Genomic DNA, 24731 nt, shown 5'->3' with positions numbered 1-24731 from the left:
GAAGGGACGATCTAGATGACTTTATTGAAACGAGGATTGGTTCGCGGTGTAAAGTGGTTCACGCTATTCGGATTGCTTGCGGCGTATCAGTGGTGGGATGGAAATATGGAAGGTATACATAATATGCTCGTCTATGGCGGAATGGCATTTTTCCTTGGTCTGACGAGTGTCATCTATGAAGTTCGAAAGTGGTCGTTCCGAAAACAGATTCTGATACATTGGGCCACGATGCATGTGACGATTCTGCCGCTCGTCATATTCAGTGGTTTTCTGCCGGTTTCGTCACCTCAAGATGCCCTGATGGTTTACTTGAAGTTTAATGTGAGCGGGCTGGTTTTGTTCACGCTATCCAGAGTGCTTTTGAAAGTGCGGCAACAAATCAAAACTTCATAAATCAAAACAGCTCGAAGGCGCGGCGCCTTCGAGCTGTTTGAAGTACCTATATTTAGCGAAGCAGTTGAAGGATGGCCTCTGGCTGTTTATTGGCTTGGGCAATCATTGCCTGAGAAGCTTGGCCTAAAATGTTTGATTTCGTAAATGCCATCATTTCTTTTGCCATATCGACATCTCGGATTCGGGATTCGGCAGCCTGCAAGTTCTCAGCCGATATCGAAACATTTGCCACTACATGATCTAAGCGATTTTGCCATGACCCCATCTTTGATCGTTCAGAGGACACGAGTTGGGTAGCTTGGTCAATTTTGCTAATTGCCTGACTGGCACCAGACTGGGTAGTAATGTCTAATGCATACTCAGCGTCTCGATTTCCTTCACGATTTTTAACGACACGTTCAGATGTGAAACCCTCTTCTCCCTTTACCGTAGAGGTCAACCCAATTCGTGCGGCTCTCATATCATTAAGGTCTAACTGCATAGATTGACCAGAATTTGCGCCAATTTGAAGGGTTATTTCTTTACCTCCTCGCGTCAATTTCAACTGATGATATGTACCTTCGTAAGTATAAGTTTCTTCAAATTTTATAGGGTTTGACGACGAATTATGTGTCATATGTGGTGATGCGGCACCACTAACTTCACTCATTAGTTCTGCCAAACTTCTCACATTCCCACCCGATTGAATAGGTGCATCTGGAATAAACGTCAATTCTATTTCACGATTGTTGAACGGTGACTTCCCAATCCATTCTACCTTAATTGTCTCTCCTGGTTTCAAGGGCATAATATCTTGTTCATAAACTTCGAACTCCCCTGGAATAGGTTGACTTCCCCCTCTTCCGGGTCTAACTGTATTTATTGGGGAGCTGATATATGGATCAGGTGATTTGGTAGTACCGATATTAGGTTGAGACCAAGACTCTTCCCCTGTTTTATGCTCGAACCGTAATCCGTTCGGAGTAGGAGTACCTATCACCTGTACCGTGTATCGAGTGTTCAAATCAGGTACAGCACGTATCGCAGTGACTAGTGTCGATAAATCATTGAATTCACCCGATAACAACGGGTCATTTGAAGATTTTAAAAACGTATGTCCATCAACTTGAATCGTATCATTGATATTCAATGATGTCGTATTGATACCAACTGTATAGATTCCCCGAATCGCACCAGGGGTTCCAGGAATACTATGGGTGACTAACGCCTCTCCTCCTTTACCATTTAATCCGTTCAGAACAGTTTTAGTATTAAAGGAAGTCTGATTCCCGATCCGATTTAACTCTGTGGTCATCTCATTAAACTCTTTTTGAATCGCTCCGCGGTCAGCTAAGTTATTTGTATCATTAGCAGACTGAACAGCAAGTTCACGCATACGTTGTAGAATTGAATGAGATTCGTTCAATCCACCTTCTCCAGTTTGAATTAAACTGATTCCATCCACAGCGTTTTGAGCAGCTTGATCTAGCCCACGAATCTGAGCTCTCATCTTCTCAGAGATTGCTAATCCTGCCGCATCATCAGCTGCTTGATTAATTCTTAATCCAGAAGACAGTTTCTGCATCGCTTTACCGGCTTGACCTGTATTTATTTGTGATTGACGTAACGCTTGATTTGCATTGCTGTTATTTTTGATAATCATAAGAAATTCCTCCACAACATTCCATTAATGATAATTCATATCCAAATCATCCCATTGATATTATCGGATGGAAGGTTGTTTTTTTCAACGATACATCAATATTTTATTAAAATAAAAAAGCACTGATATATTCAGCGCTTTTTTATGTCTGTTGATCGAACAATCCTGAGAAGTTCGAATCGACGTCTTCATATGGGTCGACGTATGACTTGACCGTTTTTCGTTCCTGACGAGCCGTCCCGAGCGTCATCCCGAGCCGTTGGTGTTCCGCCTCGATTAACCGCGTAATATGCTGGCTGTCGTCGACGAGTTGGCGAATCACTGTCTGGTCAGCATCCTTCAGGTCCGGTCCATGAGCCGCGAGCAGTTGCTCACGGTCGTCGAGCAATTCATGGATTTGGTCCATCCATGTGTCATACGTCGGTTCTTCTGGTACTTTTTCAAGTAAATCCTTTAATCGTTGCGTTTTGAAGATAATCTCATCGATGGGTCTCATTCCTGCTTCGCGAGTTTCATCGCTTCCTTCCACGTGTCGCGGAGCTCAGTCGTGAAGTCGAGGACTTCATCGAGAATCGTCGTGTCGTTCTTGACGTTCGCATCGACAAGGCGGCGCCACATGTACTCATAGAGCGAGTCTAAATTCGACGAGATTTTAATATTTTTATTGAGTGTCAGACGAAGCTCTTGGAAGATGGCTTGCGTCTTCTGAATGTTCGTGTTCTTTAAGTCTGGATTTCCTTGCTCGATAGCGAGTTTGGCGAGGCGCATGAACTTGAGCGCCCCGTCGTAAAGCATGAGCGTCAGTTCTTGTGGGTTCGCGGTCGTGACCGCATTGTTCTGATATGCTGCATATGGGTTGGCTACCATTTAAAATTCCTCCTCTTACATGCCTCCGCCTAAGAACTGTTGCAATGAGGCGGCTTGTGAGTTCGCCTGGTTCATCGCCGTCTCCATCGCTGCAAAGCGACGGTAATAGGCGTTTTCTTTATCGACTAATAAATCGTTCAAACGCTTAATCCGTGTATCGATTTGCGTCATCTCACGCCCCATCGAATACGTCGGAGCACCGGCACCATCAGCACCAGCAATCCGAGTAATGGACGATCGCGAGTTAGTCGCTGCATCACGAATTTGGGGAAGTAGTCCGCTCTCCGCATTAGTGAAGAGTTGGTATACTTGATCCGGATCCTTTTCAATGGCCGCTTTAAGCTTTTCTTCGTTTAGTTCAATTTTCCCACCATTGGTGAAATCAGCACCGGTTGAGAGCCCGATTTGGAAGAGTTGCTTCATCTCATCGTCGTTAGTACTCGATGTCGCACTTGACCACTTGCCTCGCATCGTGTCCATCGCACTGCGGACAATCGTATCGCCACGCAGCATCCCACTCATCGCTTTTTCTTCCCACTTCTTAATCTCATCATCAGAAAGTTCATCGCGTTGGGCTTGTGTGAGCGGTGCAAACGAACGGAACCGTTCTTCACGGACTTTCTTATTCATGAGATCAATCGTCTCGTTATACTTATCGACAAATCCTTTAATATTATTAAAGATTTTTTGTGTGTCTGTTGCAGCAGAAAGCGTCACCGCACCAGATGCAAATTCCGATTTTAACGTGACGGTCATGTTATCAATCGTAACCGTGTTTGAGCTCTGTGTCATCGGAATACCGTTCACTATGAAGCTTGCATCTGTTCCTGTTTTCGGTAAATCTCCAGGAGCGACACCAAAAGCAGCCTTCGTTGTTGCGTCAAATTCTATGATTGCATTTTCACCGGTCTGCTTTTGAGTAATTGACAATTTACCAGAAATCGGTTCAAAAAATGCTGACACTCCTGATTCTTTTCCATTCAAAGCAGTAACTAGGTTCTCCATTGTGGCGTCTTCCGCCACCTTAATTGTCTGAAAGTCTCCGCCTTCAACGGAACGGATTTGAATCTGATAACCAGATGTGTAAGTGGCCGTTGTGCCAGTCGGTATATCCGAGCCATCATTCATCGTTACTTTCCCAGTCGCTTCATCATAAGTATAACTTGAGGCATCAACAGGTGTATTTGTTGCGTCTTTCAACGAAATAGTCGCTCCGGCTTTTGGCTTAGGAGAAAGCGTCCATTCCTTTGTATCAGTAGACAACTTCACTTCTTGTATGGCCGATTGTAAGTTCATATCAGCAACTTTTGTTGCCTTCGTTACTGCAACTCCATTTTTATCTTTAGGCTCAACGACTTGGGTAGCCGCTGTTGCGAGCTGACTGACAGATTCGATACGAATTGCCGTGTTCCCACTAGAAGGTCCCGCTACGACAGAGACACGTGATTCATCAGATGAACTAGACGTTTTGGCGTAAAAATTACGACTGAACATGAGATCGACCGCACTGTTTCGAAGGGTCATGAGCGAACGGTTGATTTCGCGATACGCATCTCGTTTCCATTCGGTCGTCTGTTTTTGTTGTTCAAGTTTATCAACTGGCATACGTTCAGCTTGCATCAATTGTTTGATAATTGAATCGGTATCAATTCCACTGGCGAGTCCGCCAAATCGGATTGGTGACGTCATCGTATACCTCCTTTAAATACGTTCATCGAAGAGTTGATTGAATTCCATAAATGCCGCAAAAAAATCGAGCGACTTCTTACTTGGAATCTCCCGGATGACTTCGTTGTTCGTATCTACGATTTGAATATAGAAGTCATTCAATTTCTCATGTTTCATGAACTTTAAACCGGTACGTTGTTGCTCTAGTACAAGATTCGCCTTCTTGACAGCCGCCTCTAGTTTTGTAACGTGTTGAGGCGTCGGAAGAATGACAATCCCTTCGTCTGCGAGCGCTTTTTGATTCGCTTCGACGAACACATTTTTCGTTTGTTCGTATGGTAAGACAGAGGGAGGTAGGTGAAGGCGGATTTCAGAGTTAAATAAACTCATCTTGAAAACTCCTTTAATAATGTTTTATCTCCCTTATTATCGGATGATGTTATATTTATTTAAAACATCATTTTTTATTAGCTTTCACTAAATAGATTTTATTTTCTCCGGCTAGCTTATGAATACTAATAGATTTGATATCTAAAATAAGTCTGTATCTTTCGTAAATATCAAAAATTGAATTAAACCATCTTACATGTCCGGGTGAGTCAAAATTTGGAACAGAGAATAAAATAGTTGTGTCCTCTTTGATTTTATCTAAAATTGCAATATCATCCTCAATATGTTCAAGAACTTCGAAGATAATCACTAGATTGTACATATAATGATCAAAGACTTTAGTTTCAAATGCATCGCCCACATGAAATTTTTCGTGATGCATTTTATTTGTTTGCTTTGCCATTTCAATAGCTTTGTCACTAAAATCAAATCCTTGATAATCTGTAACTTTTCTTTCGAATAATAGCTGGGCAAATTGACCTGGACCGCAACCTATTTCTAATATTTTTAGGTCTTTCCCCTTCCCTTTAATTAAGCTAAATGCCTTTTCCCAAATAGGAAAGTAATGAGTATCAGAATAATGTTTGAAATATGTTTGATCCCATCCGCCGTCACTGAAAAGAGAATCATAGAAATTTTTATCTTCTTCTTTGTTAACCGGAATTGTATATTCTTCACTCGTAATATTATTCCTTTGCTCAGTAACATAGTTAAATATTTCACACAATTGTCTTGTTAAGTTTTTTCTCGTAAACTTCTCAATTTCATCTTGAATTCCTTGATTACTGACAACCTTACCGGTTTTCCAAGCAAGATAATTTTCATATATAAAATCAGCCAATATTAATTCATCACCGCATTCGAAATTGAGACCTCTATTTGTGTTGTTAAGAACATTCTCTACTGCGCTATTCGAAGGAGATATAGCTACAATAGGTGCATCAAGTTTTAAATATTCAAATAGTTTACCTGGTATAACATTTTTACACTTAGGTGTGTCACCAACTATTAAAAGTAACAAATTAGCATTTGAAGAAATTTCAATACTATCAGGGTGAGATAAGTATCCAGTGTATTGAATTATTTCACTTAATCCCATTCTTTCCACTAATTGTTGCCAATTTTCTAAATTATGATTTTCAGAAGTAAATATCATTTCAATTTCTTTGATGTTGATTTTTTGATTTTTAACCAACAAATTAATTGCTTTAAAGATGCTCAGCGGAGTTCTATTCATATAAAAACTCCCGTTATGAATCATTCTAAATTTAGTATTAGTTGCATTTTTTGTATCAGAACTTATAAAATCACTTTCGTCGTATCCATTAAATATTGTCGTAATCCTAGAAGGATTTACCGAAAAATCAACTATATAATTATCTTTCGCTTCAACTGTTGTTGTAATGATATGGTCTGCATTTTCTAAAATACTTTTTTCCATTTTTTCAAGAGTACTAAATAATAAATCCGATTTATCTGTATTTTCTAAATAGGCATTATTAGTCCACTCATCCCTAAAGTCTGCTACCCAAGGTAATTTAAACCTTTGCTTTAATAAAAGTGCAGCAATATGCGAGGAGTACGGGCCAGAGGTAGAATATATTAAATCGATATCTTTTATATCTAATATCTCAGGCAGTATCCTAATAATCTCATTTGCAAATAAAATGTGAATATCAGGAATGAGATAATTTGTAATGTCTTCTTTGGAGTTACTAAGTGAATTTAATAATTCTTTTAGAATTTCTAAGTCGTTTTTCAAAACCTTTGCGTACATATCGAATAATTCATTTAATTTTTCACTAGTTAGCACATTCGACTCATCAATATAAATCACTTCAACTTCATTGGGAATTTCTTTTAGAAGAGTAGCGTCCGTAGGGTAGTAAACATGATTTGATGTAGTAACAACAATAGGTTCATAATTAAAGTCTCTACAGTATTTAATAAACTTTAAAGCTCTTTGAACTCCTGAACCTGCTAATGGTGGAAATATATAATCAATAAATAAGACTTTTTTTCTGTTAATATATTCGATAACACTTTGATATTTTTCAAGTGTATTTACTTTTTCAGCAAGTAAGAACTCAAATTTTTTCCCAGTGTTTATTTTTTTTGCTTTTTTATAAATTCTATAAGCAGAGATATAGTTCTCAACATTTTCATTTAGATAGGCTAAATTGTATAAAAGATCGATATTATTAGAATCTATATTTAACCCAGTCTCAAAATGGAACTGAGCGCTATTATATTCTTTTTTATTAAAACAGATAATACCTCTTGCACAGTAAACTAAAGAATCATTCGGAAACAGAAGCTCAAACTCATCAATCAATTTTTCTGCTTTAAGAAATTCATTATTTTCAATTAGTAATTCAAGATGTTGTTCCAATTCATTTTTTAGCGTATCAATTTCAGCTTCCATTAATTAATAGCCCTCTTTCTCGACTCTAAACTTTTAGATTTTTAACTATCAGATTATGAAGTCCGTCTAGTCCATTCTTTTCGTGCACTATCTTCATATATTGATAACAGATATATAAATCAAAATAAATATCTGAATGCTCTAACGATTCTAAAGTCAATTCTAAATTTTTCACGTTATTTATTTTGTTTTTAAAAGGGTATGCCATAAAAAGAAAAGAATTTGAATTATCAATCTCATCTAATAGATTATTGTTATTATCGATTATATTTTCAAAATTTCCAAACATGATATTTTTAAATACATCCGTGAAAGTTAATTCGGAATATTTTAAAAAGTTTGATTTTCTCCATTTTTTATATTCACAAATATCTTGTGTATGTTCATTAAAAAATAGTTTTCCTAAATGATAATTTTCCTGCACTAATAGTTCCCTCAAAATACTTCTTCTTAAAAAATCATCACTAATATTAATATAATGTTTTGCAATATCCGGGAACCTACCTAACATTCCAGCTAAAAGAGAAATATGTCTATGGTTGAACGTTCCATACCTGCTAGATAAAGTATACAAAATTTCAATAGCTGTTTCGTATTCTTCAAATGCACAGTTGTATTTCCACAATAAAGATAATATTTTTTCATACAATAAATCTTTTCCAATAAATGATCCTTCAATTTTCTCCAACGAGTTCATGAGTTTATGGTTAGATTTCACCAATTCTCCAACAAACAACAAACTCAATCCGTTGTAAAATGCATACTCAGGACTGTCCGGATAACCTTCAGTTAAATCAGAACTAATAATTAACAAGTTATTATAATCCTTTTCAACTATTAAAATATCTAGTAATGTTGTCCAAGCAAATGGAACCCAAAGTTGGTCGTAATATTTTTTATCAGACAATGCATTTATAAGTTCTTTTTTCGCCATTTCTAAATTATCTATTGATAAATACTCTTTTGCTAAATAATAATGATCAATTTTTTGATTTGAATTTTTAAGTTTTTCCTTTAATAATTTTAAGTTTCTTTCAGATTTTCGTTTCTCTTTTCGAGTTTTTTCTAGATATCCAGTATGATAAAGTTCAATTGGAGAGATTCCTACATCGCTTGTAATTATTTCTTCATGGACAGCTCCAGTATATTCTAAATTACTGGAGGCGATTCTAACTGCTATGTGTTCTACAACTTTTGAATCATCGGTAAAATTGTGAATTTTAGTTACATAGGCTTTATTGATATGAATTTTTTTTTGAATCCATTCTTTATATTCAGATATTTTTGATACATCTATATATTCATCAGCATCTATGTTTAAAATAAATGTATTCTTCGCATTTTCTTTTCCAAAGTTTCTTGCTGCTGAAAAATCATCACACCACTGAAAGAAATAAACATCATCTGTATATTCTCTAGAAATTTGTACAGTTTGGTCAGTTGATCCTGTATCAACAATTACTATTTCATCCACTAAGTCTTTAATTGATTCCAAGCATCTCCGAATTACCTTCTCTTCATTTTTTACGATTATGACTGCTGATAATTTATTCATTGTATCCACCTTTTAAAAAAAATAGACATCATTCATTTCTGAATGATGTCTATTTTTAGATAATTAACCTTAACGAAGCAATTGAAGCACTGCTTGAGGCTGTTGATTTGATTGCGACATCATAGCTTGTGCAGCTTGATTCAAAATGTTGTTCTTCGTGAAGTTCATCATTTCTTTCGCCATATCTACATCACGGATACGTGATTCAGCTGCTTGAAGGTTTTCCGCACCAACACTTAAGTTGTTAATTGTGTGTTCAAGACGGTTTTGGTTAGCACCAAGTTTAGAACGCTCTTGAGAAACCGCTTTGATTGCAGTATCAATTGTTTCGATAGCTGCAGTTGAAAGTGCAGAAGTTGATCCTAAGTTAATTCCTGAGATTGTTAATGCTGTAGCTCCCATGTTGGCAATTGTCAACTCTAACGTTTGGTCTTTATTTGCTCCAATTTGGAAGCTCAATGAAGCTGTAGCGAGGCTACCATTGATCAATTTTTTAGTGTTAAACTCTGTTTGAGTTGAGATACGGTCAACTTCATTTTTCAACTCTACGAATTCTTTTTGAATTTCAGAACGGTCATCACCAGTATTTGTGTCAGAACTTGATTGAACTGCAAGTTCACGCATACGTTGAAGAATTGAGTGAGTCTCGTTCAATGCACCTTCAGCTGTTTGAATCAATGAAATGGCATCTTGTGAGTTACGTGATGCTTGATCCAAACCGCGAATCTGTCCGCGCATTTTTTCAGAAATTGCAAGACCAGCCGCGTCGTCTCCAGCACGGTTGATGCGAAGACCTGACGATAATTTCTCCATCGCTTTTCCTGTTTGTGCTGTGTTAATGTTCATGTTACGGTGTGCGTTCATCGAATTAAGGTTGTGGTTAATAATCATTGTAATTTCCCTCCATAGGTTTGAGTTTTTCCGCTCTTCCAAATCCATTTGTCCGAGCATACAAGGTTTAGGCCGGCCCCTCACCTTGTACTAGTTGGTAACGTTTTTGCGTTTCCATACTCTATATCGGAGTCATATTCATTCTGTTTAGTGTTTTTCGAAAAAAGTTACTCATTTCGAGTAGTTTTTTAATTTTGAATAAAAAACGACCCATCGCTGGGTCGCTCCTCCTTACGCTTCTACCTTCACTTGCTCCGTCTCATTCTGCAAACTCTCCGCGACACGGACGAGCTCTGTCATCGCGCCGTTCACTTCACCGAGACTCGCCGCCTGTTGGCTCGCCGCTGACGTGACTTCCGTCGCGTAGCGCGAGGCCTCTTCGACCATGCCGACGATGCCGGCCGAGTTCGTGACGACCGAGTCGATCTGTCCACGCGACTCATCCAAGAGCGCATCGACCGAATGAACGTGGCTGTACACCTCGTTCGCCGAGTTATGAATCGATGCGAACGCACCGCCCGCCTTCTCGACGAGACCGACGCCCGTCTCGACTTCGGCTTTCACGTTCGCCATCGATGACGACGTGTCGCCGACCAAACGTTTGACGTCAACGATCAAATCGGTGATCTCTTGCGTCGAGTTTGCTGTCTGTTCGGCAAGCTTCTTGACCTCGGCCGCGACGACCGCGAAGCCGCGTCCATGTTCGCCAGCCCGTGCCGCTTCAATCGACGCGTTCAAAGCGAGCAAGTTCGTCTGCGCCGAGATGTCACTGATGACGTCCGTGATGCGCGAAATCTCACCTGTCATCTCTGTCAACTTGCTGTTGAGCGTCGACGACTGCTCAACCTTGCCGGCAATCGCATGCATCGCATCAACTGAAGATGAAGCGAGGCCTTTGCCGCTCTCCGCTTCTTTTTGCATCTCGCTCGCTGCATTCAAAGCCGATCCCATCTCGTTACGGATATTCTCCATCGTTCGGGCGACGGCACCGAGCAAGTCCATCGAACTGTACGTCGCATTGACGTTGTCTTCAAGCATCTTGTTCAAGGCGTCCATCGCTTGACGGATGTTCTCGCCGGCGATATTGCCCTCTTGGACAGCTGCCGCAATCTCTTGTGCCGAACCGGTGAGCTGGTCCGCCGTGTAGCGCATGTTCGTGCCTTGTTCACGCAAGTGCCCGACCATGTTGTCCATCGAGAGAAGCAGACGTCCCATCTCCGAACGGTCTGTCGTCGTCTCGTCCGCGAACGAGACCGTCAAGTCACCGTTCCCGACCTCGACCGCCTTGTCCGACGCCAATTCGATCGCCTTGAGTGGACGACGGGCGATCAAGTAGATGATGGCTCCGCCAATCCCTGAAATGAGCAACGCCACGGCCGTCCCGACGAGCATGACTTGCCCTTTCGCCATCTCAAGCTCCGTGAGCAACAAGAGCGTGATGTACCCGACCGCACCGCCTGTGATAAACGATGTGACCAAAATCCAAGCGAGCAGCTGGGTCGTAAAGTTTTTGAATAGCTTCACTATGAGTTCCTCCTCTTATGTCTTCATCACCTTTTATATCGTCCGCGTCCCAGCATTTGTATAGCGTTTTCAGTTGAAGTTTTGGTCAATGAAAAAACGCCCTCGTCACCGAGAGCGTCTGTCTAATTCACAGTTCTAACAGATAAAACTCATAGCCGCCGTTCTCCGCGAACCCGGCCCGCTTGTAAATCTCGAGCGCGGCCATGTTCTCCGTCTCGACGTCGAGCTCGAGCTTCGTCCGGCCCATGCGGAACAGCTGTTGGACCATCTGCTTCAACATCTTCGTGCCGTAGCCTTTGCCCTGCTCGTCCGCCTTGACGCCGAACGCGTGGATGCTGCCGGCATCGTCGCCAGCGAGGAGCGCACGGATGACACCGACGGGCCGTCCTTCGACCTCACCGATGTACGTCACCCGGTCCGGCGTGTCAATCTGTTGATAGATGTTCTCCGTCACGTCCTCCGGGTCACCGAACGCCTCACTGAGCGTCGTGATGATGAGCGGACGGTCGGCGTCGGTCGCCTCGCGGAGCGACACCTCGTTCGGCTTCAAGAACAGCTCCGCTTTTTTCAGTACCAAGTTGTACTCCGAGAACTGGTAAGCGGCACCGATATGGTCGATGACCGCCTTGCCGTCCTTCGACTTGCGGTCGATGACGAACGTGAACGCCTCGCAGCCGTTCGCTTTCGCGTCATGTTTCGCCGCCTCGAAGAGCGCCGTGAAGACGCCTTGTTTGCGATAGTCCGGATGGACGAGCGCGTTCACCTCATACTCGTTCGGGAGATATGGGAAGAGCACCATATAACCGACGAGCGTGTCCCCGTCATAGACGGCGTAGTCGTTCTGCCCGACCGTCACGTGCCCGACTTTCACGTCGATCTTGTCAAACGTGTTGACCGCTGCCTCGAGTGCCGCGACCTGGTCTGCCTGTCTCACTTCTTCTACTGTCCAATTCATGAAATCACCTCACGTCATATTGTAGCATAATCGAAAAAGCCCGCCGTAGCGGGCTGACTCATAACGTCCGGAACTCGAGCTCTGGGAGCGTCTCGATGAGTTCTGCAATCTCGTCCGTGTGCGCCTCGGCACCTGGGACGGCCTCGGTCGGCTCGACCCAGAAGAACGTCTTGTCGCTCGCACCGAGGTAGTTGCCGTAGCCGACTTCCTGGGCGAACGCCTCTTCCGATAGTTCACGGTCAATCAAGTCCAAATGGAACAACAATTGGTCGTCGCCATCCTCGACGTTATAGTAGAGGTCGAACGTGCCGTAGCTGTTCTTGTCGCCGACATCGACGACGTCCTGCGCCTTCTCGATATAGACGTCCCCGCGCTCGATCGCCTCGACGATTTTCGACGGGAGAATGATCTCGTAACCGAGCTCACGGTCACGGATCGTCTGCGTCGTATCATCCGTCCGTCCCCGGGACGAGACGACACCGACCGTTGCGACGAGGGCACCCGTCACGCCGAGCGCGACCGCCCATTTCATTGTTTTGTTCATCTGAACCACTCCTTCTGTGAAGTCTGTCATGACTTGATTATCTCATATCTCATCGAGCGTACACTAAATATTCTGAAAAAATGTTTTAGGATGCGTTGACGCACGTCCGTCAATCCCATACGATGAAGATATCGTATCATAGAAAAGAGGAACTCATATGTCAAACGAGCAACAATTGTCACGCGCACAGCTCGACGCGCTCTTAAAAAACGTCTTCGCCCTTCAAATCCCGGTCATCGAGAAGTTCATGACCGACCTGTTCAGAAAGTACGTCTCGACGGCGTCCACGTTCAAGCAGGACATGGACACGATGAAAGCGTCGGAGTGGCATAAGCAGTTCTTCGGCCAGAAAGTGATGCCGCACTTGTTCATCGAGAACCTCGGCTTCGGCGCGTCGTTCCGTCATCAGGAACAAGACAAAGTCGTCAAAATCCCGGACAACATGACGGTCGTCAAACCGGACTCGGACGACCAAATCGAAGAGATCCTCCAAAACCTCGACAAGACGATGGCGTCGATGGACGGCATCAAAAACAAAGGACTCGTCAAAAAGTTCTATAAAGAGACGCTCGAACTCATCTGCCAGCTCGGTAGCCGGACTGGGATGATGGACGAATTTTATGAGCAAGTCAAAGGCAGCTTGACGAAAGCATAATGCCCAACACCACGTCCGCAGACGTGGTGTTTTTTAGTACCCGCTTCTCGGTTCGAATACGGCCAAGCGCTCGATATTGGCCAGAATCGGCCGTGCCTTCCCAATCAACGTCTGCGTCGTCTCGAGCGACAGCGATTGCTGATGCGCCTCCATACTCTCCCACACCTCATAGACGACGATCGACTCGTCATCGAGCGAGACGTTCACCCGGTATGTTTCGCACGTCGGCTCTCGTTCCATCGCCGTAGCCGCCTCGAGCAAAATCGCGAGCAGCGTCTCGCGCTCGCCCGGCACAGCCGTCATTTTCCCAATCAATCCATAGGACATGTTCATCCCTCCTTCCCGTATCGATTCGTCACCGGTACGACAGTCTCCTTTACGTTGAATTGGCTACGACTATGCAGCACGACCCCGACCATAACGAGCGAGATGCCGACGAGCGACAACCCGGACGGCAGATGCGCTTGGAGGAAAATCAGCTCGCCGATGAGCGCGAACAACACCTCGAACGCCTGGGTCGCCTCGACGGTGGCGAGTTTTCCCATATCGTGTTTGACGAGGTCGGTCGCCTTGAAGAAGAGCACCGTCGCGACGACGCCCGATAAGAGTGCGACGAGGAGCGTCTGCGTCAGTTGCGAGTTCGTAGGTGCCCCTGTCGTCAGCCCATAGCCGAACAACAGGAGCCAGACCGGGAGCGAGCCGATGCACATGCCGAGGATGCGCTCGAACACGTCGAGGTCGGTGTGGGCCATCATCTTCCGGTTGCCGAGTGGATAGGCGAACGCGGCGATCAACACCGGTACCACCCCGATCCACAGAAAGCGCGGCTCGAAATCGGCGAGGAACTCGACTTGCATCAAGACGACGCCGAACAGGATCAGCCCCGAGAAGCGGAGCGCCGTCCACGGGATCCGCTCCCGCGTCCCGTCGCTCCGGCGAAACAGTGGTGACAACAGCGCCCCGGCGATGATGGTCACTTGCCACGTGCCGGCGATGAGCCAAGGCGGGGCGACCTCGGCGGCGAGACAGATCGGGACGTAAAACAGGCCGAAGCCGACCGTCCCCCAGACGAGCCACGGGAGCGGGGTCTCGGTAAGGGCACGACGCACCCGATGCATCCCGCCCCGGATAGCCACGACGAGCATGAGCAGCGGGATCATGAACAGGAAGCGGAGCGAGGCACTATACGCCCAACTGCCCCCGCCGACCTGCATCGATTCATTCAGGACGAACGTGCTCGCGAAAAACAAGGCGGCGAGTACACCTAATAACAGCGGACGCATACGTTCTCTCCTTTCTGAATCCTCACTTGTTCCCTATCTTCCTCACATTTCCCTGCCTCCAACAAAAAAATCAAGCAGCGTCGGCTGCTTGATTCGTCTCAATGGATATCACGTTTGCGGAAATTCCCGCCTTTGACCTCCGACACCTCGTATACGACGACGAACGCCTCGGGGTCGACTTGGTTGATGATCTCTTTCATCTTCCGCTCCTCGAGCCGGTTGATGACGCACGTGATCTCGTAATAGCACTCTTTCGAGTAGGCGCCTTGAATCTGGTTGAGCGTCGCGCTCCGGCCGAGCCGGTCCCGCACCGTCTCGACCATGACGTCCGGTACGCTCGTGATGATTTTGAACGTCTTCGCCCCGCTGAGCCCCTCCTCGACGATATGAATCACTTTCGAGGCGATGAAGTAGGCGATGGCCGACAGGACCGCTCCTTGCAGGCCGAACACCGTCGAGACGACGATGAAGACGAACACGTTCAAGAACAGAATCAAGTCGCTCGTCCCGAACGGCAACTTCTTCGATAGCAGGACGGCCAGCATGTCGATGCCGTCGAGCGCGCCCCCGTTCCGGAGCGACAGCCCCATGCCGAGTCCGAGAATGATTCCGCCGACGACGGTGACGAGGAGCGTGTCCCCATCGATGATCGTCGGGACGCGATGCATGATGACCGTCCCGACCGACAGCGAGGCGATGCCCGTGATTGACAGGATGGCGAAGCTCTTCCCGATCTGCTTATAGCCGAGATAGACGAACGGGAGATTCAGGATGCCGAGGAATACACCGAGCGGGACGCCGGTGAGTTGGGAGACGACGATGCTGATTCCGGTGATGCCCCCGTCCGACACACTGTTCGGGATCAACACCGACTCGAGGCCGTACGCCGCGATCATCCCGCCGATGATGTTCATGATGATTTGAAAGCCCATGAGCCAGGCTCGATTGTCACGTTTCATGAGTAACGTCCTCCTTTTTGTTTTAACTTTCCTAGTCTAGCATAAAAAAATAGTAGAATAACATCTCTGGTGTCACTGAAAAACTTGTGTCAGATTGTCTGCCGCTTCTGCTTCATCCCGTGTGAGGTTTGCTATACTAAAAAGAAAAAGGAGTGACCCCCGATGCAGCGTCCACCGATGCCTTCCCCGTCTCCGGAGGAAGTGCTCCGTTTGAAACGTGTCCACAACCCGATCAAACCGACCGAGCTTCTTGCCAAAGGGCTGCTCCTGTTGATCGGCGCCTTCATCTTCGCCATCGGCCTCGAGGCGTTCCTCGTCCCGAACCAAATCATCGACGGCGGCATCGTCGGCGTCTCGATCATCACGTCGTATTTGACGGAGACGAAGCTCGCCATTTGGCTCGTCTTGTTCAACATCCCGTTCATCTTCTTCGGCTATCGCCAAATCGGGAAGACGTTCGCCGTCGTCACGTTGTTGGCGATCACGCTCATGTCCGGCTTCACGATCTTGCTCCATTCGGTCGAGCCGTTCACTGACGATTTGCTGTTGTCGACCGTGTTCGGCGGCTTCCTGCTCGGGGCCGGTATCGGTCTCGTCATTAGGGCCGGCGGGTCGCTCGACGGGACCGAGATTTTGGCCGTGTCGTTCACGGACCGGCTCCCGTTCTCCGTCGGGGAAATCGTCATGTTCTTCAACATCTTCATCCTCGGAATGGCCGGGTTCATCTTCAGCTGGGACCGGGCCATGTACTCGCTCCTCACGTATTTCATCGCCTTCAAGACGATCGATATCGTGCTCGAAGGAATCGATCAGTCGAAGGCCGCGTGGATCATCACCACCTCACCCGATGACGTCGGTCAAGCCATCATGGACCGGCTCGGCCGGGGCGTGACGTATTTGCACGGGGAAGGCGCCTATACGGGCGACGGCAAGAAGGTCGTCTTCACCGTCATCAGCCGACTTGAAGAGACGAAACTGAAAGACATCCTCGACGACTATGACGAGAAGGCGTTCCTCGCCATCGGCAATATCCATGACGTCCGGGGCGGCCAGTTCAAAAAGAAAAACATCCACTAAAAAATCGGCCCTCGGGACCGATTTTTTTGTTTATCCGATTTTCGCTTGATCACGCCCGCTCGTCTTCGCCGCGTAGAGGGCGGCGTCGGCCCGCTCGAAGACGACCGTGCCCGGTTCGGCGCCGGCGAGCGAGGCCCCGAGCGACACCGTCATCGGGATAGGGGTCCCTTCGAACGAGAACGGCGTGTCGCGGATGACCGTGACGATCTCATCCGCCATCACCCGGACGTCACCGGCATCCTCGAGCACCATCAGAAACTCTTCCCCGCCGTAGCGGCCGACGAAACCGTCCGGCGGACAGTTTGCCTGTAACGTTTGACCGATGTGACGGAGCGCCGCGTCACCGGCCCGATGGCCATATGTATCGTTCAACTGTTTGAAGCGATCGACGTCGATGACGAACAGCGCCCAAGGGATACCCGACATCTCGACCTCGTTCAACCGTTCGAGCGTCATATACCGGTTCGGAAGACCAGTCAGCTCGTCAATCGTCGCCCGCTGCGTATGGAGCCGGAACATGCGCAGATGCGTCTCAATCTGTTTCGCGACCCAGTAACACATCCAGCCGCCGAGGAACGTCATGACGAAATATGGCAGGAACACGGTCGTGAACGCCTGCGTCGGGACGTTGCCGACCACCCGAAACAAGACGAGCACGGCGCCGAACACGAGATAGGCCGAGTAGAGATGACCACGCCTCAGCACGACGCGATTCAACACGAGCGACAACACAAAGAACAGGCCCAGTGTGCCGAACAAGCGGATGAATTGGTCCGTCATGCCGTCGAGGCCGAAGCGACCGAGCAGGGTCATCCCCATCGTGACGGCGACCCCAACCGGACCGGCATAGGCGCCCGCGAGCGCGAGCGGGATAATCCGCAGGTCGACCCGCGCCTCCCCGACTTGGAACGAGTTGACCGTCAACAGCACGGCCGCAAGCCCCATGGCGAGCCCAAACCAGACGCGGACCGCATACGGGGAAGCCGCCTGAATCGGCAACAGCTGGCGCATGAGATACAGGGTCAGCGACAAAACGAGATAGATGATACTGACATTGATGAAAAAGATGTTGATGACTTGACCCAAGCCTTGTCCTCTCCCGCCATTTCTTTCCTCCTATCCTATCGTACAAAAGTGACACATGTCACCCTATCCAAATTTTAGGACAGCTAAAAAGCCGGAAGCTCACGCTTCCGACTTGTTCTGCATCATCTGTTTCATCAAATTGGCGCTGTCGCGGGCCGATTCATTCTCGGCCTGCATCTGGATGTACACCTCATGACGATGGATGTCGATATGGCGCGGGGCGTCGATGCCGAGCTTAACCTGGTCGCCTTCGATGGCGAGCACGGTGAGCGTCACATCGTCCCCGATATGGATGGCCTCGCCTTGTTTTCGTTTCAATACGAGCATCAGCGCACCTCTTCTTTCTGACCGCCGAGCGGGAACCGGGCCGGGTAGATGTCATCCAAGATGACTTGCTTCCCACGGCGTTCTTTCGTCTCAATGACGATTGGGGCCTTCAAGTTGAGCGTCGAGGCGTCGAACGGGTCGCGCAGCGTCACGATGGCATACACCGAGACGTGTTCCGCTTCATCGATGCCGAGCTGCTCTTTCGCACCGTCGGTCAATTCGAACGCATAGTCCTGCTTGTGCCAGAACGGATTCGTCACGACGAAGGCGCAGGCCGGGTCCTCGATGGACTGGAGCGACCAGAACGGGAGCTCGTCGCCGTACGGGATGAGGGCGAACGTCTTCGATTCCGGGAACCCAGGAATCTCGCTGACGAACGAGATCGTCTCGTCTTCATTTACTTCGATCTTACCAAAATAGTCTGTCTCAATGAACATGGCTTGTCCTCACTTTCAACGCGTCTCATCATACATGCCACCGACCGGCCACATCTCGAGCGATGCCTGTTGACGGAGCGAGATGTCCGTCGTCCATGGCGTGAACGAGATGTCGGCCGGGGTGAGTGATACATCAATCTGTGCCGGCGTCAGGTTCCACTCGATTTTGACATCCGCCGGCGTATACGTCAACTTCACGCGGTCGAGCGACTTCGGCATGAAGTCCATGTCGACGACCGGATAGGGGGCACTTGTCTTCTCTGCGGCCATCGCGGCGATCGGATTGCCGTTCTCGATGCGCATGAGCCGATCCCCGTCTCGAGCCGTGGTCGACGTCGCTTCCCGGGCCGCCTGTTCCCCGAGCTGACCGAAATGACGGCCGAGCTCGAGGGCGGCCTTCAAATTGCTTTCACTGCGCGCGACCGACGAGTCGACCTCGAGCGTCCCGCCTGTCGTCTGTTGGGTCATCTCGACCTTGCCTTGTGTCATCGACACGTCGGCCCGACCTTGCCGCATTTCGAGGTGGGGCCGGTTCGACGTGATTTGGATGGCGGCCTGCGTCTGCCGCATCTCAAGCCGGGCGATATTCATCGCTTACCGGAGGAAGTCGAGGAGCGTCGGTTGGATGATGCGGGCGCCGGCCGATAGTGCGGCCCGGTGCACCGTCTCATGCGACTTGAGCTCCATGATGACGCGTTCGATGTCGATGTCCTCGTTATCGGACATGATCGTCTTGGCGATAATCTCATGTTCTTGCAGGCGGTTGTCGACGAGTTCCAACCGGTTGGCACGGGCCCCGAGCTCGGCCCGCTCCGTAATCAAGTTTTGGGCGATGACATCGAGGTCGGCGAGCTCGTTCGAGAGCACTTCACCGGTCGTGTTCGGGTCTGCCAGTTTCGAGACAAGGTCGTGCAGCCCGGCGAACACATCGCTGCCGAACACCGTCTCCGGTTGCATGTTCACTTGGACGGTGATGCCTTTCGATACTTCGAAGGCGACTTTTCCGCTCGCGGCCGGTGCCCCGCCCGGGTAGATGCTGTTGACATCCCCGTTCGGGTCGGCGAGGAACGCCTTCAAGGCGTCCATATCGACGAGCGGTTGATCCGTCTTCGTACCGTTATAGATATATTTCTCGCCCGACTTCGCGTTCGCGAGCGAGCCGAGATGTTCGATCAACTGATTGACCTCACTCTGGATGATTTGACGTTGCGACGACTCGTACGTGTCGTTGGCCGCCTGCGTCGTCAATTCGCGGATCCGCTTGACGGCTTCCGTCACCTCGTTCAACGTCGAATCGGTCAAGTCCATCCAGCTCGTCGCCTCGCTGACGTTGCGACGGAACTGGTCGACCTCGCGCACCTCGGTCCGGTAGCGCATGCCCTGCATGGCGACGACCGGGTCCTCGGACGCCTTCTGAATCCGTTTCCCGCTGATGAGCTGTTCTTGGACTTGGGCGAGCTTGTTATAACTGCTCGATAAATGTTTCAAGTTCGTCTGTGTGAGCATCGTCTGTGTGACTCGCATCAAGCATTACCTCCCTACGACACCCATGCCGTTGATGATTTTGTCGAGCATCTCGTCAACGGCCGTGATGTTACGGGCCGCCGCGTTATAAGCGTGTTGATATTGAATCATCATCGTCATCTCTTCGTCGAGTGACACCGCGCTCACCGCTTGGCGACGCTGGTCCGAGCTCGCCATGAGCGCGAACGTGCTCTTGGCGAGGCGTCCGCTCTGGTCGGCGGCGACGGCCATGTTGCCGATGACGTTCTGATAGTATTTTCCGATTGACGTGTCCGTCTGGACCGACCCGTCGAAGCTGAGCGTCGCCGACTTCAAATTCGCCAAGGCGAGAGCACCGCTGCCGTCCCCGATGTTGCCGTCCTGGGACGCGGCAATCAAGTCGAGGTTGTTCATGACGGCGTCGCTCACTTTAATCGTCGCGGCGCTCGCCGTCCCTTCGAAGAAGTTCGCCGTCCCGGCGTTGCCTTTGGCATCCATGTTATTACTGTGTGCCGAGTTGAACGCCGAGGCGAACTTGCCGGCCATCTCGTCCAAGTCTTTCAACATCGTCGCGTAGACGCCGTTCACGCTGCCTGTTTCCGCCGTGTCCGTGCCGTACATCTCGACGAGCGCTTTCCATTTTCCGTTCGGCATCGTCGCGTGTGTGAGGGCGACGTCCGCCCCGCTCGCGTCGGTCATGTCGAGACCGTCGAACGAACCGACCGTGCCGTTGATGCCGTCGACGAGCTTATGGTCGACGCCATTGATCGAGACGACGATGTCGATGCGGCCCTCTGCGACCTTTTGTGAATTCCCGCGTGACTCCCCGTTCGTATAGTCGACCGGGACGCGGGTGAAGTCCATGTATTGGGCGAGCTCGTCCATATAGCGGTCTCGTTCGTCATACAGTTCGTTCGGGAGCACGCCGAGCGGCTCCGCATCCCCGATTTGACGGTTGACCTGACTGATCTTCGTCATCAAGTCGTTCACTTTCTTGACGACGACATCGCCCTCTGAGGCCAGGTCGGCCTGCACTTTTTGGAGCGAGGACGACATGTAGTTGAACGTCTCGGAGAGTGTCATCGCCCGCTGGCGCACGACGCTGCGCGCACCGGCGTCATCCGGGTTGACCGACAAGTCCTGAAGCGAGGCCCAGAACAAGTCGAGCGATTTGGCGAGGCCCGTCTCGGACGGCTCGTTGACGATGTCCTCCATCCGGCCGAACGCCGCCTCTTTCGTCGCGTAGTAGGCGTTCTTCACCGACTCGTCGCGGTATTGCTGGTCGATCATCAAATCGCGGATCCGGGCGAGCGTCTCACCGCGGACACCGGTCCCGAACTGCCCGGCCTTCGTCCCCCCGAAGTTGACGCTGAGTTGTTCGGTCATGCCGAGCGACAAGCGTTGGCGCGAGTAGCCCGGGTTCGAGGCGTTGGCGACGTTGTTCCCCGTCGCCTGGAGCGCCCATTGGTGCGTCGTCAAACTGCGGCGCGCCGTCTCTAATCCCATAAATGTTGAGCCCATCAAACTTCCTCCTTATACATCCCGGCTGAACGAGCGCGTCTCGAGCGCCTGTTGGCCGTACGTGAAATCATCTGCCTCTGGCATGAGCATGTCCAAATGCCATTCGATATACCGGAGCGACTGTTCGAGCAGGACGGCGTTCAATTCATTCTGCCGTTTCAGCTCGAAGAGAACCGGTCGTAACGCTTCCTTCTCTTCATCGTCCAAAACAAGCGTTCCTTGAAGTCGTTCCGCTTCTTTTTGTTTGATTTGTCGGAGGAGCGTCGCCTCTTCTTTGACGAGCGCGCTGAAAGCGGGCATGTCTCCAGTGACGAGCAAGCGTTCTTTGTCATAAGCGAGTTCGAGCAAGCGTGTATGTAATGTGAGCATAAGTCTCTCCTTTGTCCAAAAAAAGAGCCGACTAAAGAAAGGGTGTCCCTTGTTTAGTCAGCTTCCGTGCCATCTTATTTATGCGAAGGTCTCCCTCGGACCCCGCTTTCATTCATCCTTGTAGAAAGCGTTTGGCGATGTCGCGCGCGTCCCGTGAATACGTCCCGGCGTTAATCTCCGCCTTCAAGGCGTTGATCTTTTCCAGGCGCTCCGGGTGTTTCACCGGTTCTTCAAACCGGGCGCGGGCTTCGGCCGATATCGATAGTTGGTCCGTTTGGCGTGTCAGCTCGGGCTTCGTCTCAGGTTGCGTTTTCTTCTCGTAAGTGTTCGGTAAGTGTACCCACTTTGCAGAATCGATGCGCATACGTGTCCCCCCTCTTCTCAGTTGTTAATCCAAACGATAAGCGCGAACGCTTTGTTTCGTGACGCTGGCTTGTAGCCCTTTCAGTTCTTGCTGCATGTCGGTCTGACAGTCCGCGCATACCTTTCCTTGGTTCGTCGGATTGCCGCAACGCACGCAGGCGATGTTCAGTGACGGGTTGTCCTTGATGATCAAGCGTCCTTCATGGATATATCGCGTGATATCAAGTTCGGAGACGTTCGTCGCTTCGACGAGGGCTCCGATTGTCGTCTGTTTGTTGGCGGGTTCGCGGATGAAGTCCCGGACTTTTAAGAAGTTTTGGAAATCGACTTCCGCGCAGGATGGGCAGTATGGCGAGCGGCCTTGTTTCATGAACAGCCGTCCGCACGTTTGACAAGTTGTTGCTTCCACAGTCATTCACCTCTGCCCTTTATATCGGACGCATTTTTGATTTGTTTAGCGTCCGGAACAGGCAAACAGCAGAAACTTGTTCCGCCCCGGCCCGGCGTAGGGTGAGCGCCGCCTGATGGAGTGTCGTCCCGGTTGTATAGACATCATCGACGAGGACAATTTTGCCACAACGCGGCAACTGCTGTACAGCGAACGGATTGATCCGGTGCCGCCTTTCTTCTTTCCCAAGTTCACGCTGACTCGAAACCTCGGCTTTGATGAGCACCTGCTCGGTCGGCCCGATCAGCCGGGCGAGCAGCTCCGCCTGATTGAAACGCCGCGTCCGCAAGCGTTCCTCACTGAGGGGTATCGGGACGTAGGCGACACCGGGTTCCCGCACCGCGCGTAATCCATCGCGCAGCTGATGCGCCAGAACGACATCGCCACCGAACTTGTAGCGATGGAGCCAATTCGCGCCCGCCTCGTCATAGGCGTAAAGCGAACGGACGGTCAAGTCGAGACCGAGGGCGAGCCAACGGACGCAATCGCCACAAGTCGCCCTGTCCACGGTCGGATGCCCACAGCGCGGACAACCTTCGTTCAGCGGCGTCAACATCTTCTCACAGTCCGGACAGACCCAGTCCCGCTTCAACAACGTCGCCGGACTCCACGGGACGGCGAACGGTTTTCGACAGACGAGGCAGTTCATCGTCGGTTCGCCTCCTCAATCTCACGGATGGCGTTGTCTTGCCGGAACGTGCGCTCCTCGTAAAAGAAGATGACGTCGCCGGTCGGCACGGCCGGTTTTCGTCCGGCCCGCCCGGCCATCTGAATGAGGGCGCGTGACGTGAACAGCGGATGGCAACTGTTTAGGACGGCGACATGTACCCCGGTGACGGTCATGCCCCGCTCCCAAATCGATGTCGCGAGCACGACCCCGTTCGTCGCCTCGAGCCACTCGAGCACGTCCGTCCGCTCATCCGTATCGGCCGAGACGGCCTGATAGATGAACCCGTTCGCCGTGAGCAGTTCCCCGTAACGGACGAGGTCCGGTTTCGTCGGGACGAACAACAGACGCGGGCACGCCTCATACTGACGACAGAAGTCAAAAATCGCTTGTTCCGTCTCACGGACGAGCCGAGGCACGGGCAAGTCGTGGCCGTGATAACGCCGAGACAGATGCACCGTCGGGAACTGACGTTGCCAGACGGTCGGTGTCGCCGTCACGAACAAAAATAGACCCTTGCCGGCCCGGCGGAGCATCCACCAGAGCGCGAGGTCGAAGGCGAACGGGAACGCGTCGGACTCGTCGACGAGCACGTAATCGAACACATGTCGCAAGTTCACGAGCAGCGGCGCCGTCGCGACGGTGATCATGCCAATCGTTTCTTTGTCCCCACCGCCGTAGCGCCGAGTGATCGGGACGGTGAAGGCGGCCTCGAGCCGGTCGGCCCATTCGATGGCGACGTCACGGCGCGGTGAGACGATGAGGACGCGCTTCCCGTCATTGACGGCGCGTGCGATGACCGGGAACGTCATCTCTGTCTTGCCCGCCCCGCAGACGGCATGGACGAGCCCGCTCGTCTTCGTCTCCCACCAAGTAAGGAGCTGTGCGCTCACGCGCTGTTGGTCCGCGCCCAACGCGAACGGCATGACGAGGTCAGTCGGCTCGACCGGCGTTGTCACCTCCGCTTCGGCAAGACGGTCGCACTGACAGACGCGACCGAGGTGGAGGCAGTTGCGGCAATAGCGGCACGGTCCGTGATGGCACGTGTAGGCACGCGTGTCCGTGCTCAGACAGCGCTGGCAGACGCCGAAGCGGATGGCGGGAGTTCCTTCGGGTGCTACGATGAGTTGACCCATAACATCAGTCCTTTTTCTGTTCACGCTAGCAGACGAACATCACGTC

General features: G+C 49.8%; 28 protein-coding genes. 3 read left to right on the top strand and 25 right to left on the bottom strand.

Going from position 1 to position 24731, the window contains the following annotated elements; all coding sequences use genetic code 11:
* Positions 1–15 precede the first annotated feature (15 nt).
* Positions 16–393, top strand: a complete 378-nt coding sequence (locus KNP83_RS03235; protein WP_214760501.1) for a DUF3021 family protein — start codon at positions 16–18, stop codon at positions 391–393.
* Positions 394–445: 52 nt separating this feature from the next.
* Here KNP83_RS03235 and KNP83_RS15035 read toward each other — a convergent pair whose 3' ends face one another.
* The 11 genes from KNP83_RS15035 to KNP83_RS03175 form a co-directional block, all read right to left on the bottom strand.
* The gene (locus KNP83_RS15035) at positions 446–2035 is read right to left on the bottom strand and encodes a flagellin N-terminal helical domain-containing protein (protein WP_251139165.1); all 1590 of its coding nucleotides are present in this window, start codon (positions 2033–2035) and stop codon (positions 446–448) included.
* Positions 2036–2177: 142 nt separating this feature from the next.
* Positions 2178–2531 (bottom strand): flagellar protein FliT, encoded by a 354-nt coding sequence (locus KNP83_RS03220; RefSeq protein ID WP_214760499.1) that lies wholly within the window; start codon positions 2529–2531, stop codon positions 2178–2180.
* Positions 2528–2902 (bottom strand): flagellar export chaperone FliS, encoded by a 375-nt coding sequence (fliS, locus tag KNP83_RS03215; protein WP_214760498.1) that lies wholly within the window; start codon positions 2900–2902, stop codon positions 2528–2530. The genes KNP83_RS03220 and fliS overlap by 4 nt, the downstream gene beginning before the upstream one ends.
* A 15-nt stretch (positions 2903–2917) precedes the next feature.
* Positions 2918–4591, bottom strand: a complete 1674-nt coding sequence (gene fliD / locus KNP83_RS03210; RefSeq protein WP_214760496.1) for a flagellar filament capping protein FliD — start codon at positions 4589–4591, stop codon at positions 2918–2920.
* A 12-nt stretch (positions 4592–4603) separates the two neighbouring features.
* On the bottom strand, positions 4604–4960 hold the full coding sequence (locus tag KNP83_RS03205) for a flagellar protein FlaG (RefSeq protein WP_214760494.1): 357 nt from the start codon (positions 4958–4960) through the stop codon (positions 4604–4606).
* A gap of 67 nt (positions 4961–5027) precedes the next feature.
* Positions 5028–7385, bottom strand: coding sequence for a methyltransferase domain-containing protein (locus tag KNP83_RS03200; protein ID WP_214760492.1), 2358 nt, complete (start codon positions 7383–7385; stop codon positions 5028–5030).
* Between the two features lie 25 nt (positions 7386–7410).
* Positions 7411–8940, bottom strand: a complete 1530-nt coding sequence (locus KNP83_RS03195) for a glycosyltransferase family 2 protein (RefSeq protein WP_214760490.1) — start codon at positions 8938–8940, stop codon at positions 7411–7413.
* A 69-nt stretch (positions 8941–9009) separates the two neighbouring features.
* Positions 9010–9831: a flagellin N-terminal helical domain-containing protein gene (locus KNP83_RS03190; RefSeq protein ID WP_214760488.1), complete on the bottom strand. Its 822-nt coding sequence runs from the start codon at positions 9829–9831 to the stop codon at positions 9010–9012.
* A 231-nt stretch (positions 9832–10062) separates the two neighbouring features.
* On the bottom strand, positions 10063–11355 hold the full coding sequence (locus KNP83_RS03185; protein WP_214760484.1) for a methyl-accepting chemotaxis protein: 1293 nt from the start codon (positions 11353–11355) through the stop codon (positions 10063–10065).
* 127 nt (positions 11356–11482) lie between these two features.
* Entirely contained in the window at positions 11483–12310 is an 828-nt protein-coding gene (locus KNP83_RS03180) for a GNAT family N-acetyltransferase (RefSeq protein WP_214760482.1), read from the bottom strand.
* Positions 12311–12368: 58 nt separating this feature from the next.
* A complete protein-coding gene (locus KNP83_RS03175; RefSeq protein ID WP_214760480.1) occupies positions 12369–12854 on the bottom strand; it encodes a hypothetical protein in 486 nt (161 codons plus the stop codon).
* Between the two features lie 157 nt (positions 12855–13011).
* Here KNP83_RS03175 and KNP83_RS03170 point away from each other — a divergent pair, with 157 nt between their 5' ends.
* A complete protein-coding gene (locus KNP83_RS03170; RefSeq protein ID WP_214760478.1) occupies positions 13012–13509 on the top strand; it encodes a hypothetical protein in 498 nt (165 codons plus the stop codon).
* A gap of 33 nt (positions 13510–13542) precedes the next feature.
* On the opposite strand, the gene KNP83_RS03165 is transcribed toward KNP83_RS03170, so the two are convergent.
* The 3 genes from KNP83_RS03165 to KNP83_RS03155 all read right to left on the bottom strand — a co-directional run bounded on the left by KNP83_RS03165 (position 13543) and on the right by KNP83_RS03155 (position 15751).
* On the bottom strand, positions 13543–13836 hold the full coding sequence (locus KNP83_RS03165; protein ID WP_214760476.1) for a putative quinol monooxygenase: 294 nt from the start codon (positions 13834–13836) through the stop codon (positions 13543–13545).
* Positions 13837–13838: 2 nt separating this feature from the next.
* On the bottom strand, positions 13839–14792 hold the full coding sequence (locus tag KNP83_RS03160) for a DMT family transporter (RefSeq protein WP_214760474.1): 954 nt from the start codon (positions 14790–14792) through the stop codon (positions 13839–13841).
* A gap of 98 nt (positions 14793–14890) precedes the next feature.
* Complete coding sequence (locus KNP83_RS03155; RefSeq protein WP_214760471.1) at positions 14891–15751, bottom strand: YitT family protein; 861 nt, start codon at positions 15749–15751, stop codon at positions 14891–14893.
* 162 nt (positions 15752–15913) lie between these two features.
* Between KNP83_RS03155 and KNP83_RS03150 the strand changes: the two genes are divergently transcribed.
* Positions 15914–16828, top strand: a complete 915-nt coding sequence (locus KNP83_RS03150; RefSeq protein WP_214760469.1) for a YitT family protein — start codon at positions 15914–15916, stop codon at positions 16826–16828.
* 30 nt (positions 16829–16858) lie between these two features.
* Here the strand turns inward: KNP83_RS03150 and KNP83_RS03145 are convergent, their stop codons facing one another.
* The 11 genes from KNP83_RS03145 to KNP83_RS03095 all read right to left on the bottom strand — a co-directional run bounded on the left by KNP83_RS03145 (position 16859) and on the right by KNP83_RS03095 (position 24685).
* On the bottom strand, positions 16859–17914 hold the full coding sequence (locus KNP83_RS03145; RefSeq protein WP_251139164.1) for a GGDEF domain-containing protein: 1056 nt from the start codon (positions 17912–17914) through the stop codon (positions 16859–16861).
* A gap of 99 nt (positions 17915–18013) precedes the next feature.
* A complete protein-coding gene (csrA, locus tag KNP83_RS03140; protein ID WP_214760467.1) occupies positions 18014–18241 on the bottom strand; it encodes a carbon storage regulator CsrA in 228 nt (75 codons plus the stop codon).
* Positions 18241–18678, bottom strand: a complete 438-nt coding sequence (gene fliW / locus KNP83_RS03135; protein ID WP_214760465.1) for a flagellar assembly protein FliW — start codon at positions 18676–18678, stop codon at positions 18241–18243. Before fliW ends, csrA begins: the two co-directional genes overlap by 1 nt.
* Before the next feature lie 15 nt (positions 18679–18693).
* Complete coding sequence (locus KNP83_RS03130) at positions 18694–19269, bottom strand: DUF6470 family protein (RefSeq protein WP_131472892.1); 576 nt, start codon at positions 19267–19269, stop codon at positions 18694–18696.
* 3 nt (positions 19270–19272) lie between these two features.
* Positions 19273–20202, bottom strand: coding sequence for a flagellar hook-associated protein FlgL (gene flgL, locus KNP83_RS03125; RefSeq protein ID WP_021066559.1), 930 nt, complete (start codon positions 20200–20202; stop codon positions 19273–19275).
* A 6-nt stretch (positions 20203–20208) separates the two neighbouring features.
* A complete protein-coding gene (gene flgK, locus KNP83_RS03120) occupies positions 20209–21702 on the bottom strand; it encodes a flagellar hook-associated protein FlgK (protein WP_214760463.1) in 1494 nt (497 codons plus the stop codon).
* A 12-nt stretch (positions 21703–21714) separates the two neighbouring features.
* Positions 21715–22071, bottom strand: a complete 357-nt coding sequence (flgN, locus tag KNP83_RS03115) for a flagellar export chaperone FlgN (protein ID WP_214760461.1) — start codon at positions 22069–22071, stop codon at positions 21715–21717.
* 112 nt (positions 22072–22183) lie between these two features.
* The gene (locus KNP83_RS03110; RefSeq protein WP_021066556.1) at positions 22184–22435 is read right to left on the bottom strand and encodes a flagellar biosynthesis anti-sigma factor FlgM; all 252 of its coding nucleotides are present in this window, start codon (positions 22433–22435) and stop codon (positions 22184–22186) included.
* A gap of 24 nt (positions 22436–22459) precedes the next feature.
* Positions 22460–22849, bottom strand: a complete 390-nt coding sequence (locus KNP83_RS03105; RefSeq protein WP_251139163.1) for a flagellar protein — start codon at positions 22847–22849, stop codon at positions 22460–22462.
* Between the two features lie 13 nt (positions 22850–22862).
* Positions 22863–23531: a ComFC family protein gene (locus KNP83_RS03100; protein ID WP_214760459.1), complete on the bottom strand. Its 669-nt coding sequence runs from the start codon at positions 23529–23531 to the stop codon at positions 22863–22865.
* Entirely contained in the window at positions 23528–24685 is a 1158-nt protein-coding gene (locus KNP83_RS03095) for a helicase-related protein (RefSeq protein WP_214760457.1), read from the bottom strand. Before KNP83_RS03095 ends, KNP83_RS03100 begins: the two co-directional genes overlap by 4 nt.
* Positions 24686–24731: the final 46 nt, after the last annotated feature.

Source organism: Exiguobacterium sp. s146, from assembly GCF_018618415.1.
GTDB lineage: Bacteria > Bacillota > Bacilli > Exiguobacteriales > Exiguobacteriaceae > Exiguobacterium.
This window is presented reverse-complemented; position numbering and strand designations above follow the sequence as displayed.

Excerpts from the sequence above, each read along its gene's own strand:
- KNP83_RS03100 (WP_214760459.1), bottom strand. The coding sequence starts at position 23,531 with ATGAACTGCCTCGTCTGTCGAAAACCGTTCGCCGTCCCGTGGAGTCCG.
- fliD (WP_214760496.1), bottom strand. The coding sequence starts at position 4,591 with ATGACGTCACCAATCCGATTTGGCGGACTCGCCAGTGGAATTGATACC.
- KNP83_RS03235 (WP_214760501.1), top strand. The coding sequence starts at position 16 with ATGACTTTATTGAAACGAGGATTGGTTCGCGGTGTAAAGTGGTTCACG.
- flgL (WP_021066559.1), bottom strand. The coding sequence starts at position 20,202 with ATGCGAGTCACACAGACGATGCTCACACAGACGAACTTGAAACATTTA.
- fliW (WP_214760465.1), bottom strand. The coding sequence starts at position 18,678 with ATGTTCATTGAGACAGACTATTTTGGTAAGATCGAAGTAAATGAAGAC.
- KNP83_RS03170 (WP_214760478.1), top strand. The coding sequence starts at position 13,012 with ATGTCAAACGAGCAACAATTGTCACGCGCACAGCTCGACGCGCTCTTA.
- KNP83_RS03130 (WP_131472892.1), bottom strand. The coding sequence starts at position 19,269 with ATGAATATCGCCCGGCTTGAGATGCGGCAGACGCAGGCCGCCATCCAA.
- KNP83_RS03160 (WP_214760474.1), bottom strand. The coding sequence starts at position 14,792 with ATGCGTCCGCTGTTATTAGGTGTACTCGCCGCCTTGTTTTTCGCGAGC.
- KNP83_RS03205 (WP_214760494.1), bottom strand. The coding sequence starts at position 4,960 with ATGAGTTTATTTAACTCTGAAATCCGCCTTCACCTACCTCCCTCTGTC.
- KNP83_RS03165 (WP_214760476.1), bottom strand. The coding sequence starts at position 13,836 with ATGTCCTATGGATTGATTGGGAAAATGACGGCTGTGCCGGGCGAGCGC.
- KNP83_RS03155 (WP_214760471.1), bottom strand. The coding sequence starts at position 15,751 with ATGAAACGTGACAATCGAGCCTGGCTCATGGGCTTTCAAATCATCATG.
- KNP83_RS03195 (WP_214760490.1), bottom strand. The coding sequence starts at position 8,940 with ATGAATAAATTATCAGCAGTCATAATCGTAAAAAATGAAGAGAAGGTA.
- KNP83_RS03220 (WP_214760499.1), bottom strand. The coding sequence starts at position 2,531 with ATGAGACCCATCGATGAGATTATCTTCAAAACGCAACGATTAAAGGAT.
- KNP83_RS03190 (WP_214760488.1), bottom strand. The coding sequence starts at position 9,831 with ATGATTATTAACCACAACCTTAATTCGATGAACGCACACCGTAACATG.
- KNP83_RS03175 (WP_214760480.1), bottom strand. The coding sequence starts at position 12,854 with ATGAACAAAACAATGAAATGGGCGGTCGCGCTCGGCGTGACGGGTGCC.
- flgN (WP_214760461.1), bottom strand. The coding sequence starts at position 22,071 with ATGCTCACATTACATACACGCTTGCTCGAACTCGCTTATGACAAAGAA.
- csrA (WP_214760467.1), bottom strand. The coding sequence starts at position 18,241 with ATGCTCGTATTGAAACGAAAACAAGGCGAGGCCATCCATATCGGGGAC.
- flgK (WP_214760463.1), bottom strand. The coding sequence starts at position 21,702 with ATGGGCTCAACATTTATGGGATTAGAGACGGCGCGCCGCAGTTTGACG.
- KNP83_RS15035 (WP_251139165.1), bottom strand. The coding sequence starts at position 2,035 with ATGATTATCAAAAATAACAGCAATGCAAATCAAGCGTTACGTCAATCA.
- KNP83_RS03150 (WP_214760469.1), top strand. The coding sequence starts at position 15,914 with ATGCAGCGTCCACCGATGCCTTCCCCGTCTCCGGAGGAAGTGCTCCGT.
- fliS (WP_214760498.1), bottom strand. The coding sequence starts at position 2,902 with ATGGTAGCCAACCCATATGCAGCATATCAGAACAATGCGGTCACGACC.
- KNP83_RS03180 (WP_214760482.1), bottom strand. The coding sequence starts at position 12,310 with ATGAATTGGACAGTAGAAGAAGTGAGACAGGCAGACCAGGTCGCGGCA.
- KNP83_RS03095 (WP_214760457.1), bottom strand. The coding sequence starts at position 24,685 with ATGGGTCAACTCATCGTAGCACCCGAAGGAACTCCCGCCATCCGCTTC.
- KNP83_RS03200 (WP_214760492.1), bottom strand. The coding sequence starts at position 7,385 with ATGGAAGCTGAAATTGATACGCTAAAAAATGAATTGGAACAACATCTT.
- KNP83_RS03110 (WP_021066556.1), bottom strand. The coding sequence starts at position 22,435 with ATGCGCATCGATTCTGCAAAGTGGGTACACTTACCGAACACTTACGAG.
- KNP83_RS03105 (WP_251139163.1), bottom strand. The coding sequence starts at position 22,849 with ATGACTGTGGAAGCAACAACTTGTCAAACGTGCGGACGGCTGTTCATG.